The following is a 17,055-nucleotide window of genomic DNA, read 5'->3' on the forward strand; positions in this document are numbered from 1 at the left end:
GGTTGGGGGTGTTTGCGAAGGTTATTGGCGAACGAGTTGGAAAACTCGTTTTACGTTTTAGAAGAGCTGGCCCTGGCCCATGAGGAAGTGCTCGACGATGGGGCCAAGGGCGAGAGCGGGGAGGAAATTGAGCGCGCCGATGAGCAGCACGGTGCCGATGAGCAGGATGGTGAAGGTGGCGCCATTCACCGGGAAGGTGCCGGGGCCCGCAGGAACCGCCTGCTTGGCTGCCAGAGATCCGGCGATGGCCATGATGGGCACGATCATGAGGAAGCGGCCGATGAGCATCGCGATGCCTAACGTGGTATTATACCACGGAGTGTTGGCGGTGAGGCCGGCGAAGGCGCTGCCGTTGTTGGCCGTGGCGGAGCTGTAAGCATACAGCATCTCGCTAAAGCCGTGAGGACCGGCGTTGTTCAGCCCGGCGACGCCCCAGGCGCTGACACTGGCCCAGGCGGTGAAGCCGAGGATGCTGAGGGTCAGAACCAGCAGCGTCAGCATGGCCAGCTTCACTTCCTTGGCCTGGATCTTCTTGCCCAGATACTCGGGCGTGCGGCCTACCATGAGACCGGCGATGAAGACGGCCAGGATGACAAAGACGAGCATGCCATACAGGCCTGCGCCGACACCGCCGATGACGACCTCGCCCAGTTCCATCATGAACAGCGGCACGAGACCGCCGATGGGCGTGAAGGAGTCATGCATGGAGTTCACCGCACCGCAGGACGCGGCCGTGGTGACGGTGGCGAAGAGGGAGGAATTGAAGAGGCCGAAGCGCACTTCCTTGCCCTCCATGTTGCCCGTGGGATGAGTTTGTGAGCTTGTTTGATCTTCATGGCCGGGTTGGAAAACCCGGTCTACGTTGGTGATGCCGAGCTGTTGATGGATGGGATTGCCTGCGGCTTCATAGTGAGCGCAGACGAGCACGCCTCCGACGAACATGATCATCATGGCGGCCCACACGGCCCAGCCGTGGCCCTGGTTCTTCACCATGCGGCCGAGGTAGTAGGTGAGACCGCTGCCGATGGCAAAGATCGAGAGCATCTGGATGAGATTCGACAGGGGTGTCGGATTCTCAAAAGGATGCGCCGCATTGGCATTCACAAAGCCGCCACCATTCGTGCCGAGCATCTTGATCGCGACCTGGGATGCCATGGGGCCTTGCGTAATGATTTGTTCGGCACCTTCGAGCGTTTTGGCGTGGGTGTAGGCATCGAAGTTCTGGATCATGCCCTGGGACACCAGGAAGATGGCCAAGGCCACGCAGACCGGCAGGAGCAGGTAGTAGGTGACACGGACCAGATCGGTCCAGAAGTTGCCGACTGTAGAACGAGTTTTCGAACTCGTTTCACCGGGTTGGAAAACCCGGTCTACGGTTGAACGAGTTGGAAAACTCGTTTTACGATCACTGATGCCGCGCACCAGGGCCGCGGCAATACCGATACCGACGGCGGCGGAGACGAAGTTATGAAACGTCAGCCCGACCACCTGTGAGAAGTAGGACAGGGTGGCCTCGCCACCATAGCTCTGCCAGTTCGTGTTCGTGGTGAAGCTGACGGCGGTGTTGAAGGCCAGGTGATGGCTCAGGCCCGGCAGGTCCTGGGGATTCCACGGGAGCAGGTGCTGCAGGCGCAGGATGGCATAGGTGAAGAGCGCGCCAGTCAAACTGAAGGCGAGCATGGAGAAGGTGTATTGCTTCCACCCCTGCTCGCGCTGTGGATCCACGCCGAGGATTTTGTACGTGAGTTTTTCCACAGGCCTGACCACGGGGTCCAGCCAGGTGCGCCCGTTGGAATCGAGCACCTGCATGAGATAAAGGCCCATCGGCTTCGTGATGAGCGTGAGGAGGCCCAGGAAGAGGGCAAATTGAAGCCAGTCGCTTGCTTGCATAGGAGGGTGGTTCAGAATTTTTCAGGACGCAGCATCGCCACCGTGAGGTAGGCGATCAGGGCGAGGGCGATGAGTCCGACGAGGATGGTTTCCATGGCGTGGGGTGGGCGCGGGTTAGAGGTTGTCGCAGCCGTCGGTGTAGCGGGCGCTGATGACGAAGAAGGCGGCGAGTGACAGGACGTAGATGAGGTCAATCATGGTGTGAGGGGTGTTGCTTTACCCCCACGATGGCCGCTGCTCCGCCGCTGCCGAGTTAAAGGCCGGGCGCGGGGCGTTAAAACGGCGTAAAGATGGCCCTCAGGTGCGGCAGACGAAGGCGGCGAAGGCTGTCAGGAGCGTGTCTTTGGACTGGAAAAGGGCGGTCTCCACGGCGATGAAAGGCCATGATTCGTTTCCAGCTACTTCACCTCCTTGGCGCCGGGCTTGTTGCCTGGGGCGGCCTGTGCCCGTTGTCTGCCCAGACACCGGCGGAGGTGCTGCATGCGCGGGCGCTGGAGGCGCGGCTGCCGAAGCCCACACCACCACAGAGCAGGGACAGTTTTGAGCTGAGCGAGGTCCGCCAGCAGCGCCTGCAGAAGCTGCTGCCCAAAACCTGGCTGAAGCTGAAGCAACGGGAAACGGTGCACATTCTGGTGCTGGCCGGCCAGCGGGAGATGGAGATCTGGTCCGAGGATGGCAAGGCGGGTGCGATGCAGACTTTCCCGGCGCTTTTTGCCCGTGAACTGACGAACCAATTTTTCTACACGGGCGGTGTGCGTGAGACCGGGAAGGATGCGAGCTTGGACGTGCTGGCACCAGGCATCTCCGTGCGTGTGCTTTCGGGGCAGGACCAGGCTCTGGTGGATGCTCCGTCGATTCTTGGCTCCGTGGCGACACAGTCTCCGGTGGACCTGGTGCTGATCTGTCATGGGCTGGCTGAAGCGGAGGCTGGTGTGTCGCCACCAGCCTTTGTGCGTCAGATGGAGCAGGCGGTGGAAGCTGCGCATGCGATGAAAGCGGAGGTGTTTGCCGTGGCTCCGTGGCTGCCAGCCAGCGAGCCTCTGGAAGGCAGTCTTGGGCGCGCGCGTCCGCTGGGGGATGCGCTTCGCGAGCAGGCGGAAGATGAAGGCTGGATGTTTGCGGATCTCGGTGATCTGGCCGCTGTGATGGGGATGCCTCCTTCGGACGCTCGTGATGATGCGCAGCGCTTTGACCGCCTTTCGGGTGCCTGGCGCAGTTTTTTCCATGAAGACAAAGGCGGGCGGTTCATGCCACGCGTGGCTTTGCATCAGCGTCTGGGCAGTGTGCTGTTTCAAATGATGCTGGATGGCATCGCGGCTCCATCCGTGAACTTTGAGAACACGGCTGCAGTGTGGAAGGACAATGGTGCGGGCCTGGAGTTGCGCTGCACGGTGGTGAATGGAACGAAGGAGGAGCAGCGGCTCACAGTGCTGCCCTTGATCGCCAGTGGCTGGAAGCCGAGCGAGGCGCAGCCGGAAGTGGTGCTAGCGGCGGGAGCGAAGAAGGCGCTGGTGATCCAGTATGCGCGGGGCAAGGAGGAGGTGACGCTGGAGGAGAGTGTGGTGCGGCTGCCGCTGCTGGTCATTTCAGGCAGCCGGGCCGCGGTGATGACGCAGCGTGCGCCGGTGCAGCCGGTGGCGGTGGTGTGGAATCCCGACACGCTCTTCAATCAGGACAAGAAATTCATGGTCGGCGGACAGATCATGAGCACAGGCACAGAAGATGTGTCCGGGAGCTGGGAGGCGGAGTTTCTGGGCAGCAAGCTCAGCGGCAGGTTCCAGCTCAAGCCGGGCGCCGCACAGCCGCTGGATCTCGGCTTCGACCTTCCTGTGGATGGAGAGTTGGTTAGGCGATCCAATCTCACGCTGAAGGTGAAGCTGCCGGGGCTGGATCTGACGAGCACCCGTCCGATCGTGGTGGCCCGGAACGTGGGGCTGAAGCAGGCGGTGACTCTCACGCCTTCCACGGAATCTGCAGGCAGGGTGGTTTTCCTGGCGCAGGCGGATAAATCGAGGCTGACCTTGGTTTGCGATGTCAACGGCCCTGAAATGCTGCTGCCAACCGTCGATGGCAGGCCGGCGTGGCAGATGGAGGTGAACCTGGATGCTCGCAGCTATGGCAAGCGGCTGGAGTCGGGCAGCACGGCGCCGGTGCGTGTCACAGGCAGTGCCACACCAGGGAAGGGGACGGTGCTTCCCGTGGCGGCGTGGGCGTTTGGCACGGGGTATGGAGCGGTGTTTGATCCGAAGGTGTTTCACGCCTCGCTTGTCTCCGGTGCGGATGGGCAGAATCAGATCCAGCTCGTGATTCCGCGCAGCTATCTGTATCTGCATGAATGGGCTCTGGACAATGGGAACAGCCAGTTTGGTTTGAATGTGCGACTGACACTGAACACCTCGAAGGGATATCAAACGTGGTCCCTGGTGCCGCTGCGGCAGCAGGCGAATGGTTTTGGTGCGCAGGCGGTGCTGGAGCTCACGGAGAAGCCGACGGCGCGTGCGACGGTGATTGTGGATTGAGTGAAAAATGGTTAGGTGGTGGCGACGTCGTGTTTGGGAAGGCATCCATTTTAACCACAGAGAGCACCGAGGGACACAGGGGTTCCAATCAAGAGACCTGAGTGAGAGCTTCTCTGCGTGAGATGCTCGGGTGGCCTGCTTTTGGGAGTTCCGGAAGGTTTTTTCGACCTTTACCATCCCGTTACAAATCTCCGGGTTCGCTGACACAAGGCCTTAACACAGGGTTGGTCTGTTGTGGGTGTGACAACGCTGGCGCCTGCCAGCCGCCACGATTCAAAACCTAACCAACAAAGCCATGAAAACGATCAGACACCCCATGATCAACCGAGTCGTTCCTGCGGCGGCTCTCTTTGCCCTGAGCAGTGCTGCGCTGGCGCAGCAGGGACCTCCGCCGATGCCGAATGGTGCGGCGCCTATTCCGCGCATGGATCCGGGCAAGCAACCTCCACAAGGCCAGCCACCGCAGGGGCAGCAGCCTCCGCAGAATGGTCAGGCTCCGAAGCCGCCGCAGAATGCGGGCAAGCCACAGCCTCCGGCGATGCCTGCCTCGTTTATTTTGCCAGCGGAGTTTCGTACGGTGGATGGCAGCGCCAACAATGCGGCGAATCCGACCTGGGGCACGCCTAACCAGCCGTTTGTGCGTCTGGCACCGAATGCTTATGGAGATGGTGTGAGCACACCGGCAGGAGCGACTCGGCCCAGTCCGCGTGTGATCAGCAATGCGGTGGCGAAGCAGCAGAATGATCGTCCGAACCGTCGTGGTGCCAGCGACATGCTCTGGCAGTGGGGACAGTTCCTGGATCATGATCTGGATGAAACGCCCGCAGCGAATCCGGCAGAGGCTTTCCCGGTGGCTGTCCCCACAGGTGATCCTTCGTTTGATCCCACCAGCACTGGCACGGCCACGATGGCGCTGAACCGCAGTGCTTATGTGATGGTGAACGGTGTGCGTGAGCAGAAGAGCGCGATCACGGCGTGGATTGATGCCTCGCAGGTGTATGGTTCGGATGCCGCTCGATCAGCGGCGCTGCGTGCGAATGATGGAACAGGTCGGCTGAGAGTGACAACCAGCGTGCATGGTGATCTGCTGCCCACGCATTCAGACACGCTGGCGGCACTGCCACCGGCTCCTGGCTTCTTTGTGGCAGGTGATGTGCGTGTGAATGAGCAGGTGGGCTTGATCGCGATCCACACGCTGTTTCTGCGTGAGCATAATTTTTGGGCGGATCTGTATCGCGCGGCGAATCCTTCAGCGCCTGAGGATGAGATCTACAGCTTTGCGCGCATCGTGGTGGGCGCGGAGATGCAGGCGATCACGTATCGCGAGTTCCTGCCAGTGCTGCTGGGACCTGGGGCGATTCCTCCGTATCGCGGTTACAAGAATGGTGTGAATCCGACGATCTCCAATGAGTTCGCCACGGCGGCGTATCGTATCGGCCACAGTCTGCTTTCCTCCACGCTGCTGCGGCTGGATGCGACGGGTGCGGAGATCGAGGCGGGGAATCTGTCGCTGGCGCAGTCGTTCTTCCAGCCTGGGCACATCACGGATGAGGGTGTGGATCCGATCCTGCGCGGCCTGTGCATCGGCCGTGCGCAGGAGCTGGATGAATGGGTGATCGATGACGTGCGTGACTTTTTGTTCGGCCCTCCTGGGGCTGGTGGTCTGGACCTGGCCTCGCTGAACCTGCAGCGCGGTCGTGATCATGGCCTGCCAAGTTTTGCTCAAATGCGTGCGGCTTTGAAGCTGCGTCCGGTGAACAAGTTCCAGGACGTGAATCCGAACCGTCAGGTGGTGGCGGAGCTGGATGCGGCGTATGACAGTGCGGCGGACATTGATCTGTGGATCGGTGGTCTGGCGGAGGCGGACCGGCCTGGTTCGATGGTGGGTGAGACCTTCCAGAAGATCCTGGTGGATCAATTCGTGCGGGTTCGTGACGGGGATCGTTTCTGGTATGAGTGGTATCTGCCGCGTGATGTGGTGCGGATGATCAACGCGCAGACGCTGAGTGTGATCGTGCATCGCAACACGAAGATTGGTGCTGAGGTGGGGCCGAATGCTTTTATTTCGCCTCCACCGAAGCGTGTGTCACCCGCAGGCAAGCAGGCAGTAGCGCGGTGAGGAGTGGTGTGGTGGAAGGGTTTGTTAGGCAAGGTCCATGTGGCGAAGGCTACATGGGCTTTGTTTTGTTTACTGAGGTGAAGGAGGCAGCGGAAGCTTCCGGCATCCCTCCGGGATGCGTGCTTTATTTGGAGATCTCGTCATGGGTGGTCCGGTGGTTCTCATTCGCTGACGCTCATTTCACCACCGGCTACCGGCCGCCGAGCCTCCGGCTCGAAAGCTTTTGGTTAGGCGAGCCGTTGGCGATGCGCTGTATTTGTGTGCGCAGAGACGGGGGCGAGGTGCGGGGATTTTTCATGCGCACGCTAGCGGTGTCGACGAGGCACGGTGGCCCGTGCCTCTCTGCCACCGCACTCCGGGACGCTTCGCGACTGCTGTGCGTGAGATGCTATCGTAGTGATTTTAGATCACTCTCGAAGAGCTTCTCGGCGGTGGCGGCGCCGGCTTCGTAGAAGGAGGGCATCTGCTTGCTGGAGAAGAGGGCGGGGCGGTCGTGACTGGTGTTGATAACGATCACCTTTTTGCCGTGCATCTCGGCGAGCTTGAGGCGGTAGTGCAGCAACTGCTCACTGGCGACGGCGTGGGAGCTGGCGGTGAGGTTGATGAGATTGAAGGGCACCATCCGTGGCGCGCTGCCGCCGGTGTGAGACACGCGGTGCAGGATGATGGTGTCCACATTCTCATCCTCAAACCAAGGGTCCATGGGCGTCTCATGGGCGACGCCACCATCATAGCAGGTCATGCCGGCATGCTGCAGCGGCTGGAAGATGGTGGGCACGCAGCAGCTGGCCACCATGGCGCGGGCGAGGGAACCGCTCTGCAGGAAGTGGGTGCGGTAGGTTTCGAGATTGCTGACGGCGGCGAGGAAGGATGGCGAGGTCAGGCTCTCGATCTGGAGATCACCGAGAACGGATTCGAGGAAGGTCACAGCGTCATCGGTTTTGAAGAGACCGGGATTGGATTCCCAAAAGGTGGCGCGGATGTAGTGCGTGAACCACGGCGTGCGGCGGATGAAGGCACTGCGGAAGTCCCATGAGGTCACGACCTGGCGCACCTGGTCCGCAGGCAGTCCCGAGGCATAGAAACCGGCGGCGACAGCTCCTGCCGATGAGCCACCGACCGCCACGGGACGGATGCCCAGCTCATGCAGACGAGCGAGGAAGCCCGAGTGAGTGGCGTAGCCGAGGAAGGAGGCCCCGAGGGAGATGGCGATGCGGGAGGACAAGGGGGACGGTGAGCGGTGGACGGTGAACAGTTGGCAGTTCTCAGTTCTCAGTTCTCGGTTCGCGGTTCTCGGTTTGTGCTTCGCTGTTTTCAGAGGGCAGAGAGGCTTTGCCGCCGCCTTTGAGAAAGAGCAGGCCGCCGAGGACACCCCAGGCGACGCTCATGAGCCAGCCGACGAGGGAGGCGGAGACGGCGGTGGCCTCTGGCAGACCAGTGAGAGCATGCATGAGGGTCTCAAAGGTCTTTTCACGCACACCGAGGCCGGAGACGGAGATGGGCAGACCCGCGGCGGTATCGACGATGGGCATGGCCCCCATGACCTCCAGCAGCGGTGCCTGGCCACCGACGGCAAAGATGGCGCAGTAGAAGGAGAGGAAGTGAGCGGCGAAGAGCAGCACCGAAAGCACGATGGCGATGAGGGACCCGGGCCAGTCCCGGCGGAGGGCATCACAGGCATTGGCGAAGCTTTTCAGCGGAGCGAAGCCGAGCATGCGGGGCCACTGTTTCTCCCCCCAGTTGTAGAGATGCGGGGTGAAGGAGATGGCGGAGAGGATGACAAAGAACAAGGCGCCGCCCATGAACATCTCAAAGCCCTTCAGGATGGTGCGCACCTCAGGGCTGAGGGTGGCGAGCCGGTCGTCAAAGACCACGCGGCAGCTCAGGAAGAGAATGGCGATGCCGACCATGCCGACCAGATGATCCAGGATGACGGAGACGACCACGGGCAGACGCTGCGCGCCAGGGCGGCGCATGAGCGCGAGGATGCGGTAGGCATCTCCGCCCACATGACCGAGGGACGTGATATTGAAGAAAGTACTGACGACGGTGACGCGCAGCACTTCCTTCCCCGGAACCGGATGCTTCTGACCGCGCAAGAGCACCTCCCAGCGCAGGGAGCTCAGCCAGACGGAGAGGCCGTAGCAGGCCAGTCCGCCGAGTGTCCACTGCCAGTTCGTCCCGAGCGCGCTGAGGTGCGGCAGGATGCTCTGCCTGAACTGATGCTCACGGAAGATCATCCCGAGCAGCACGGTGGTGACCGCCAGCTTCAGGAAGATCAGCAGCGCCTTTTTCATGCACGAGGCGTCCGGAGACTTCAGGCGAGACCGGCCTCCTCGATGGCCTGGGCGATGCTATCCACGCTGTGGAGGATCTCCCGGGCCTTCGTCTGGTCGCTGATCTTGAGTTTGAAATGCTTCTCGATGGCCACCACGAGCTGCAGCGCGTCCACACTGTCCAGGCCGATGCCGTTGGGGCCGAAGAGGGGGGCATCGTCAGCGATTTCATCCACGCTTACTTCCAGCATCAGTTCACTGGCCATCACTTCTTTGATTCGCTGGCGTAGATTCATTCGCAATGTGTTCGGAGTCAGAGGGTAGGGAGAGGGGAAATCAGACGAGGGCACCGTCGAGCTTCAGGGCGGCGCCAGTGATATAGCTCGCCTCGGGGCTCGCAAGGAAGAAAACCGCCGCGGCGATCTCCTCCGGCCGGGCAAAACGGCGCATGGGCGTCTCACGCTTCACGGCCTTGATCTGGTCCTCGGTCCAGCCCGCAGGGAGCGCGCCTTCGATATGGCCGGGGCAGATGGCATTCACGGTGATGCCCAGGCGGGCGGTTTCCTTGGCCAGGCTCTGGGTGAGGCCGATGACACCGGCCTTGGCGGCGGCGTAGTTCGTCTGGCCGGCGGGGGAATGCAGGGCGCTGAGAGAGGCGACATTCACGATGCGGCCCCAGCGCTGGAGCATCATGGGCTTCAAGGCGGCCTGGCAGCCGATGAAGACGGCATTGAGGTTCGCATCCAGCACGCCATGCCACTGCTGCGCGGTCATGGTCGCGAGCAGGGAGTCATCATGGTAGCCAGCATTATTGATCAGCACGTTCAGAGGGCCGCTTTGGGCTTCGATCTGGGATATCGCGGCTGACCATGCCTCCGCGCTTGTGATTTCCAGGGGGCTGAGGAAGGCGCGGCCGCTGAACTCCGCCACCAGGGCCTCTGCCTGATCCCGGCGCTCACGCACGCCCAGATGGACCTGGCAGTCCGGGTCACGCTGGAGGAAATAGCGCGCCGTGGCCTGGCCGAGGACGCCATTGGCGCCGGTGATGAGGATACGTCTGGGAGAAGACATGCTTCTCTCTTAACGAGTCCGTGGCGCTATGCTAGTGATTCGAGCGGTGGACGGTTGCCGGTGGGCAGTGAGCAGTAGGCGGTCAACAGTGCGGATTACATCGCGAAGATGCGGTCCATGCGCTCGGTGAGCATCTTGAGGCCGTTCGGGTTCACACCGCCGCGCTGCTCGCTGATGGCCCAGCCGGTGTAGCCGACGTCGTCGAGAGCCTTCATGATGGCGGGCCAGTTGTTGTCGCCCTCGGTGAGGTCGCAGTCGAAGCCTTTCCACACGCCCTCGTCCTTCATCTTCTTGGTGCTGTATTCTTTGACGTGGATGCGGTTGATGCGCTTGCCGAGCACGGTGATCCACTGCTCAGGCCAGCCGTAGCGCAGGACGTTGCCGATATCGAAATGCCAGCCGACGATGGGATCACCGACTTCATCGAGATAGCGCACGGCCTCGAGCGGGCTGAGGATGAAATTGTTCCAGACGTTTTCGATACTGATCTTCACGCCGAGCTCTTTGGCCAATGGCACGGCCTTCTTGATCTCGGCGATGGAGCGCTCCCAGGCGAGATGGTAAGGCACCTCTTCATTGCAGACACCGGGCACGACGAGGATGGACTCGGCACCGTAGGCCTTGGCGTCCTTCAGGGTCTGAAGCACGCCCTGCAGCCCTTCCGCGCGGACCTTTTCATCATTGTGCGTGAGAGTCTGCTTCCAGTGGGTGTGGCAGCAGACGCTGGCGGCTTTCAAACCGGAGGCTCCGAGGGCATCGATGACTTCCTGCTGGTTCATTCCGCCAGAGGGTTCGACTCCTTCATAACCTGCCTCTTTCGCAGCGGTGTATTTTTCAATGAGCGTGCCTTTGATGCCGAGCGTGCCGCCCATGATGGCCTTGCGAAGCTGGCGCTTCGGAGCTTGAGCCTGAGAAGTGACAGCCGTGCCTCCGAGGGCAAGGGCGCTGGCTTGAAGGGCGGTGGTGAGAAAGGTGCGGCGTGTGCTCATGATGGTCAGGGTGAGGTTACGTACGTTCAGCCCCGGGCATCATTTGCAATCAACGGCACCTGCACCTTAGGCCCAGGCTAATGAATCTGGCGGCGGGACATGGCGCAGGTCACGGGCTGCCTTTGCGTTCCCATTCATCGTCCAGCAAGTCCTGAGTGGCTTTGCCGTTGACCTTGCTGTTGCCACCGCCGCCGCTTTGCTCGAACCAATAGTTACCATTCATCAGGGCTCTCACAGCGGCGTTGGAAGTGCTGGCGGTGAGGGCGTTCCCGACCCTTTGGTCCTTGGCAAAGAGATTCAGCCCCCGGTAGGTCCAGGCTTCGAAGGTGCTGGCGGGATAGTTGAAGGTATGCATGTACCAGCGCACAAGCTCGTTGTGGGATTTCACGAAGACTCCGCCGGGTCCGACGGACTTGTTGAAGATGTCCAGGCTCCAGTTGATGGGCGTGATGAAGTCAGGCCGCCAGCGGCTGTAGGCACACATGTCGTGGATGTTCCCCACAAAGGAAAGATTGATGCCCAGCAGTGACTGCAGATCGGTGCTTTGATAGCAGTCGATGGCGACTCCTGCGGCCTTCAGACGGCTGATGTAACCGTACTGGAGGTCATTGATGTTGAGCCCCCGCGGATCCAGACCGTGGATCTGGGCGAGCTCCAGCAGGGAGATGCGCGTGGGCAAGGGGATGCCCCAACCTGGATTCTCACGGATGACATCACAGGTGCGACCTACGAGCTGGGTGCCGAGCGAGTGGCCGATCATTCTGAACTCCTTGTTAGACGTGGGCACATAGCCGCCCATGCAGCGGGAGAGTTCTGCCAGCAGGAGGTCACAGACTGTCTTGTTTTCAATGGAGCCGCCCTTGCCGCTCCGCCGATACCTGCGGGTGCTTTCCGGCTGCTTGGTCCATGCATCATAGGTGTTGGCGGTCTCAAAGAACATGGAGTGACCGGCTGGCATGTCTGGCTCGCTGGCGATGTAGTAGATGTTTGCCTGGGACTCCAGCAGCGAGGCATCCGCGAACTGGTTCCAGTTGAACATGCCGACATTGTAGCCCTGTTTTTTCCAGTACTGGCACATGTTGTAGGTCGTGCTGTCCTTGAAAGGATCCTGGCGCTTCCAGCTCTCACGCCGGCGGAGCTTGACCTCGCCGCTCTGCCAGCCATGCACGTAGATGACGGTGGGTTTGTCGGGATCAAAGTAGTCATCCCTTTGCGATGAGTCGAAACCTTTGAGGCCATTGTTCACGTCCTTGAACCAGTAGAGACCATAGTCCAGCTCAGTGAAGGAGTCTGGCTGGTTCCATGAGCGGCCGACACGGAAGGTGTTGTCTCCGCTGCCGATCGTGAGCTCGTTGCCGCTGTTCACGGCGATGATCTGGTATTCACCCGGGCCTTGCAGCCCATAAGTCTCCTCATCCCATTCAGGAGAGCTGATGGTGGCCGAGCCTGTGGTTTTGGTCACGGGGAGGGTGATGTAGGCGTCGTCAGAGGTCCGATCCACACGGTAGGCAAGGAAGTAGGTGGTTCCTGCCGGCAGGCCGCTGTAGTCGAACGTCACCGTTCCTGAGGTGGCATACGGGATGTAGGGGTAGTTGGGGTTGGTCTTTGGCAGTTTGGGCTGCACGTGCTGGGATGAGGAAACGACATTGAGATAGATCGGCCCGGGAGGCGGTGCGGGCGCTGTGAGGGTGACTGGGCCGAAGGTGGCGCCCACTGTTTCATGATTCTCGTAATCCTGAGCCACGACGCGGTAGAAATATTGACCTGCATCAAGAGCACCATCCGTGCAGGTGAAGTCAGAGGGATTGGCGGTGGAGCCGCGCTTCATTTCTCCGACGGTGTGAAGAAACTGCCCGTCCGATGTCATCCGATGAACAAAGGCCCGCCAGACCTGGGCATCATCACCAATGCGGGCCTTGATGAGCACAGAGCCGAGGGCGGTTTTGGTGGGGTGGGTGGGTGTGCCGGCGGGAGCGGTGATGACGGGGCCGAACGAGCTGCCGGTGCCCGAGCCGATGGTGATCCTAACCGAAGTTGAGTACTTGGTCTGGGACGGGCTGTAGCCATCCGTGCAGCCGATGCACAGATACAGATCTCCCGTGCCGGTGAACTTGACGGGTGCGATGTAACTGACACCTCCGAGGTGGGTGAAGACGACACCGGGTACTTCTTTGTAGACTCCGTTTGGCGGGCCGGCCAGGAGGAAGACCCGCTGCACGCCATTGAAGTCCAGAAGGTCGATGCCGATGTTGAAGTTAACGTTGTTACGCTGAACTGAGCCGTCTTCCGGCATGTTGAATGGAGCGAAGACGGTGGCCATCTGCGGCAGAGGCGCAGGCAGCACCTCAAAGGTGTACAGCGCCTCTGAAACCACCTTGCCGGTGATGCGCTGCGTGTTGTCGTTGTAGCCAGGAGCAGAGGCGACGGCGCGCCAGTCGCGGTTTCCCACCGGCAGGTATTTGCTCATGAAGGTCCACTTGGTGCCGCTGACGGTTGTCTGACCATCGGTTAGGTCAGTCCAGGCATTGTCGTCTGAGCCCGCAGGGCGGCTTTGGAAGCGGACCTTCAAGCCGAACACGGCAGGACAGCTGGCCATGAAGGCGGCGGAGTCGCCATGGCGGATGGGGCTTTTGAAGTCGATGTGATAGTAGGTGAAGTAGGGCAGCTGAGGGGAGGACTGCTGGACATTGTAGGGACCGGCTTGTCCGGAGATGCTGTCCACCCATCCTGGCGCAGAAGAGATGGCCCTGAAGTATCGATTTCCTGAGGGGATGTTGTAGGTGTTTGAGGTCCAGGTGTTTCCCGAGCGGGCTGTTTCTGCATAGGCCGGGAGGTCGGTCCAGGTGTACTCGTCATCGGGAGTGAGCGTGGACTGGAAGCGGACCTGGACATTGGCCGCAGTGCTGGTCTGGGTGGCTGCGAAGGTCCAGGTCTGACCCGTTTTCGGAGGTGACTTGGTGGTGATCTTCAGAGCCGTTGTGGGCGGTAAAAATGTATTGAAGACGGAGGAGTACTTGAAGCCTTCTGCCTCTGAGAACACGGCCGCGCGGAAATAGCGGCTGCCATCGGGAATGGTGGTGGTGATCAGGCTGAACTTCGGTGTCGGGGACACTTCCTCACTCATCTGGCCGCTGGGGATGGGCAGCCAGTTCATGCCGTCAGGACTGGCCTGCACGGTGACGGTGGAGTTTGGGGGCACGGAAGCTGGCTTGTAACTGAAGATCCAAAGCTGTCCGGGACTGTCCGGGATGGCAGTGAAGTTCACGGCGCCTAGTTTCACCAAGGGCATGTAGGCGGAGATGAGGACCTTCGTGCCTTGCTTGAGCTGGATTTTCGGGGAGAAGCTGGGGGTCTTGGTGGTGGTGCTGAGGTTGACGCGGAAGTTTCTCACCACGGCGGAGTCGGCTGGCACGTCTGTGGTCCAGCGAATGACGCGTGCAGCTCCTGTGCCGCTGACCACGGCGTTCAGGTCGTTGCTCTGCAAAATGAACTCTGCGGGCAGGGTGCTCTCCAAGGTCACGCCAGCCAGCGGTGAGGAGGTGTTGTTCACGCAGGTGATGGAGTAGCCGATGCCTCCACCTGGATACTCGGTATAACTATAAATGCCGTTTGAACCTGCCACGCCTGTGGCATCTGAGTCCGTGGTGGCTCCTCCGGCGATGTCTGTGGGTTTGGACAGCGGTGTGTAGTTGCTGAAGAGCCACTGCAGCTGCGGATTGGAGGCGTTCGCCAGCAGGATGTCCGGGCGTTGATTGCCGGAGAAGCGGCCCGGAGCCAGCCGGTGCGGATTGCCAGCGTCCGTGGCATACACCGTCTGCTCCAGATCGAAGCTTTGCAGGGTGTTGGTGGGACTCAGCTGACAAGTCAGCTTGTAGGCGCGGATGCCTCCGGCGCGTGAGCCACCCGGGGGCATGGGCTCAAACTTGCTGGTGACGATGATCTCAGGAAAGCGGTCTCCATCCAGGTCTTGAAGCAGCACGTCTGAATTGAAATCAGTGGGCGTGACGGCCCGCGGACCCACACCCACTTCATACATGGGATTCACATGCAGGGAGCCGTCAGGCAATGCGTCAAACAACTGCCACATCTGGTGATCACGCGTGTCGTCCCGGTCATCTATATTGGTGCTGACAAACCAGTGCATCATGGCCACGGCGTCAGCCCGGCCGTCACCGGTCACATCACCCACGGCCAGGGCCCTGGCGGTGATGGGTTCAAACATGTGCCCGGTGGAAACTTCCCTGGGGCGCAGGCTTTCATCCACCTCATCCGCGCTGCCAAAGGAACCATTCGTCTTGTTGCGGAAGGTGACGAGCTTTTGGTTCGCCGGATCCACCATCACGGCATCCGTCCAGCCATCGCCATTGACATCACCCAGCCTGACCTGGCCAGGGCTGGTGGAGGGGCCGGCATTGGCATAATTGGCGGAGGTGAGGTTGTTCTGGTCGTTGTTGACCAGCACGGCGATGCGGGTGACGGCTCCAGCCATGGGATCATTCGCGGTGCCGGTGATGATGATGTCAGGCTTGCCTTCACCGGTGACATCTGCCACTGCGCAACTGACCACGGAGGTGTAGGCCAGCGTGGACATGCCGGTGGGTTCAGCCGTGGTGAAGGTCAGCGCATTGCTGACGTTCAGGCCGTCGTTGTGCATGACTTTCAGAGTTCCGTCCACGACCACCGCGAGATCGGGTCTGCCATCACCGTCAAAGTCTGCCATGGCGCTATCAGTGACTGAATTGCCCGTCAGGAAGATGGAGTCCTCCGCGGCAAAGGTGCTGCCGCCGGGCTGTCTCCGCACGCGGACCTCACCGCTCACGCGATCAATCTGAACGATGTCATCACCGATTCCAACGCCGTCAAAGTTCGCGCCAAAGAGACCCACGCAGGCAATGGCATTTCCTGGATAGGCGAACTTTCCGCCAAACTTGGCCATCGTGTTCGGCGGCGTGGAATAGGGGAAGGGCGAGGCGAAGGTCCTGCGCTGCAAAGGCGAGACATTGCCGGCGGCGTCCCTGGCACGCAACTCGAACACCACCGAGGTGCAATTGAAGGGAATGTCAAAGGGCTGGCCTCGGATCCAGGGATAAGCATTCCAGGGAGTGGAGTCCGGCAGTGCTGCGGTGCTGTTGAGTTTGCTGCGGAACTCGATGCCCGCCAAGGCGGCAAACCCGGTCTCGTCCCTGGGATCGAGGAGCATCTTGAAGTGGGTGATGCCGCCGATCTTTTCCATCCAGGTGTGCTGGACGTTCAGAGTGGGAGGGGTGGTGTCTGCCGCGTGGACAGATGAGAGGCAAAGCAGGAGGGTGAACAGTCGGGAGAGTCGGTTCATAAGCGCGATGATGCGTTTGATCTTGCTCTACCGGTCCGGGCGGAGTTGTTTCAGTCTGAGCGAACAAATTTTTAAATGTCGAGCGCCAGTCCAAGTTCTGAATTTCCGTCCACCCGCTGGACTCTGGTGCGCAGCGCGCAAAAGGGAGGCTCCCCTGAAGCTGCGCAGGCCATGGAGCAGCTCTGCCGGACATACTGGTATCCCATCTATGCGTATGCGCGGCGGCGGGGGCTGGCGGTAGAGGATGCGGAGGACATCACGCAGGCCTTTTTTCAGAATCTGGTGAGCCATGAATGCCTGCAGGATGCGCGGCAGGAGAAGGGACGGCTGCGCGGTTTCATGCTGGGCCTGCTGAAGCGGGTGATGGCGAAGCAGCACCGGCATGACACGGCGAACAAGCGCGGTGGCATGCATCTTCAGACGATGTCCTTTCAGGACACCAACGCCGAGGCGCGCTACGCGGTGGAGTCAAGCGAACCGTCTGATCCAGATCTGCTGTTTGATCGTGCGTGGGCTGCGGACGTGCTGGCGGGAGCCGAGGCGAAGCTGCGCGCGGAGTATGTGCAGGCTGACAATCGTGAGACCTTTGAGTTGCTGAGGGAGTTTCTGCCGCTGGGAGATAACGTCACACCCTACGCAGACGTGGCCAGAAGGCTGGGCATCGTCGAGGCGACCATGCGCCTGCAGATCCACCGCATGCGCAAGCGATACGGCAAGCTGATCGAGGGAGAGATCGCGCAGACGGTGAGCGGTGCCGAGGAACTGAAGGCGGAACTGGCGCATCTGATGGCCGTGATGGGAAGCCGTGAGGACTAGACGGACTAGACCGGTTCTCAAAAATCCTGTCACTTTGCCCGGA

The 17,055-nt window shown here is 60.8% G+C and carries 11 protein-coding genes; 3 read left to right on the forward strand and 8 right to left on the reverse strand.

Going from position 1 to position 17,055, the window contains the following annotated elements; genetic code table 11:
* Window positions 1-57 precede the first annotated feature (57 nt).
* Complete coding sequence (kdpA, locus tag BGE01nite_RS07105; protein ID WP_146849733.1) at window positions 58-1,890, reverse strand: potassium-transporting ATPase subunit KdpA; 1,833 nt, start codon at window positions 1,888-1,890, stop codon at window positions 58-60.
* Between the two features lie 11 nt (window positions 1,891-1,901).
* Window positions 1,902-1,985, reverse strand: a complete 84-nt coding sequence (gene kdpF, locus BGE01nite_RS29875) for a K(+)-transporting ATPase subunit F (RefSeq protein WP_146849749.1) — start codon at window positions 1,983-1,985, stop codon at window positions 1,902-1,904.
* Between the two features lie 288 nt (window positions 1,986-2,273).
* On the opposite strand from kdpF, the gene BGE01nite_RS07115 reads away from it, so the two are divergent.
* Both BGE01nite_RS07115 and BGE01nite_RS07120 read left to right on the forward strand, forming a co-directional pair.
* The gene (locus BGE01nite_RS07115; protein WP_146849734.1) at window positions 2,274-4,409 is read left to right on the forward strand and encodes an SGNH/GDSL hydrolase family protein; all 2,136 of its coding nucleotides are present in this window, start codon (window positions 2,274-2,276) and stop codon (window positions 4,407-4,409) included.
* A gap of 295 nt (window positions 4,410-4,704) precedes the next feature.
* Complete coding sequence (locus tag BGE01nite_RS07120) at window positions 4,705-6,528, forward strand: peroxidase family protein (protein ID WP_146849735.1); 1,824 nt, start codon at window positions 4,705-4,707, stop codon at window positions 6,526-6,528.
* A 388-nt stretch (window positions 6,529-6,916) separates the two neighbouring features.
* On the opposite strand, the gene BGE01nite_RS07125 is transcribed toward BGE01nite_RS07120, so the two are convergent.
* The 6 genes from BGE01nite_RS07125 to BGE01nite_RS07150 all read right to left on the reverse strand — a co-directional run bounded on the left by BGE01nite_RS07125 (window position 6,917) and on the right by BGE01nite_RS07150 (window position 16,196).
* Window positions 6,917-7,753 (reverse strand): patatin-like phospholipase family protein, encoded by an 837-nt coding sequence (locus BGE01nite_RS07125; RefSeq protein ID WP_170266655.1) that lies wholly within the window; start codon window positions 7,751-7,753, stop codon window positions 6,917-6,919.
* A 40-nt stretch (window positions 7,754-7,793) separates the two neighbouring features.
* Window positions 7,794-8,825: a lysylphosphatidylglycerol synthase transmembrane domain-containing protein gene (locus BGE01nite_RS07130; RefSeq protein ID WP_146849737.1), complete on the reverse strand. Its 1,032-nt coding sequence runs from the start codon at window positions 8,823-8,825 to the stop codon at window positions 7,794-7,796.
* 20 nt (window positions 8,826-8,845) lie between these two features.
* Window positions 8,846-9,100, reverse strand: a complete 255-nt coding sequence (locus BGE01nite_RS07135) for a phosphopantetheine-binding protein (RefSeq protein ID WP_146849738.1) — start codon at window positions 9,098-9,100, stop codon at window positions 8,846-8,848.
* A gap of 40 nt (window positions 9,101-9,140) precedes the next feature.
* Window positions 9,141-9,875 carry an SDR family oxidoreductase gene (locus tag BGE01nite_RS07140; RefSeq protein WP_146849739.1) on the reverse strand — a complete coding sequence of 245 codons (735 nt, stop codon included), beginning with the start codon at window positions 9,873-9,875 and terminating at the stop codon, window positions 9,141-9,143.
* A 95-nt stretch (window positions 9,876-9,970) separates the two neighbouring features.
* Window positions 9,971-10,864 (reverse strand): sugar phosphate isomerase/epimerase family protein, encoded by an 894-nt coding sequence (locus BGE01nite_RS07145; protein WP_146849740.1) that lies wholly within the window; start codon window positions 10,862-10,864, stop codon window positions 9,971-9,973.
* A 109-nt stretch (window positions 10,865-10,973) separates the two neighbouring features.
* The gene (locus BGE01nite_RS07150; protein WP_146849741.1) at window positions 10,974-16,196 is read right to left on the reverse strand and encodes an FG-GAP repeat domain-containing protein; all 5,223 of its coding nucleotides are present in this window, start codon (window positions 16,194-16,196) and stop codon (window positions 10,974-10,976) included.
* 75 nt (window positions 16,197-16,271) lie between these two features.
* Between BGE01nite_RS07150 and BGE01nite_RS07155 the strand changes: the two genes are divergently transcribed.
* The gene (locus BGE01nite_RS07155; RefSeq protein WP_146849742.1) at window positions 16,272-17,012 is read left to right on the forward strand and encodes an RNA polymerase sigma factor; all 741 of its coding nucleotides are present in this window, start codon (window positions 16,272-16,274) and stop codon (window positions 17,010-17,012) included.
* Window positions 17,013-17,055: the final 43 nt, after the last annotated feature.

The organism is Prosthecobacter gellanilyticus (assembly GCF_007992435.1).
Classification (GTDB): Bacteria; Verrucomicrobiota; Verrucomicrobiia; order Verrucomicrobiales; family Verrucomicrobiaceae; genus Prosthecobacter; species Prosthecobacter gellanilyticus.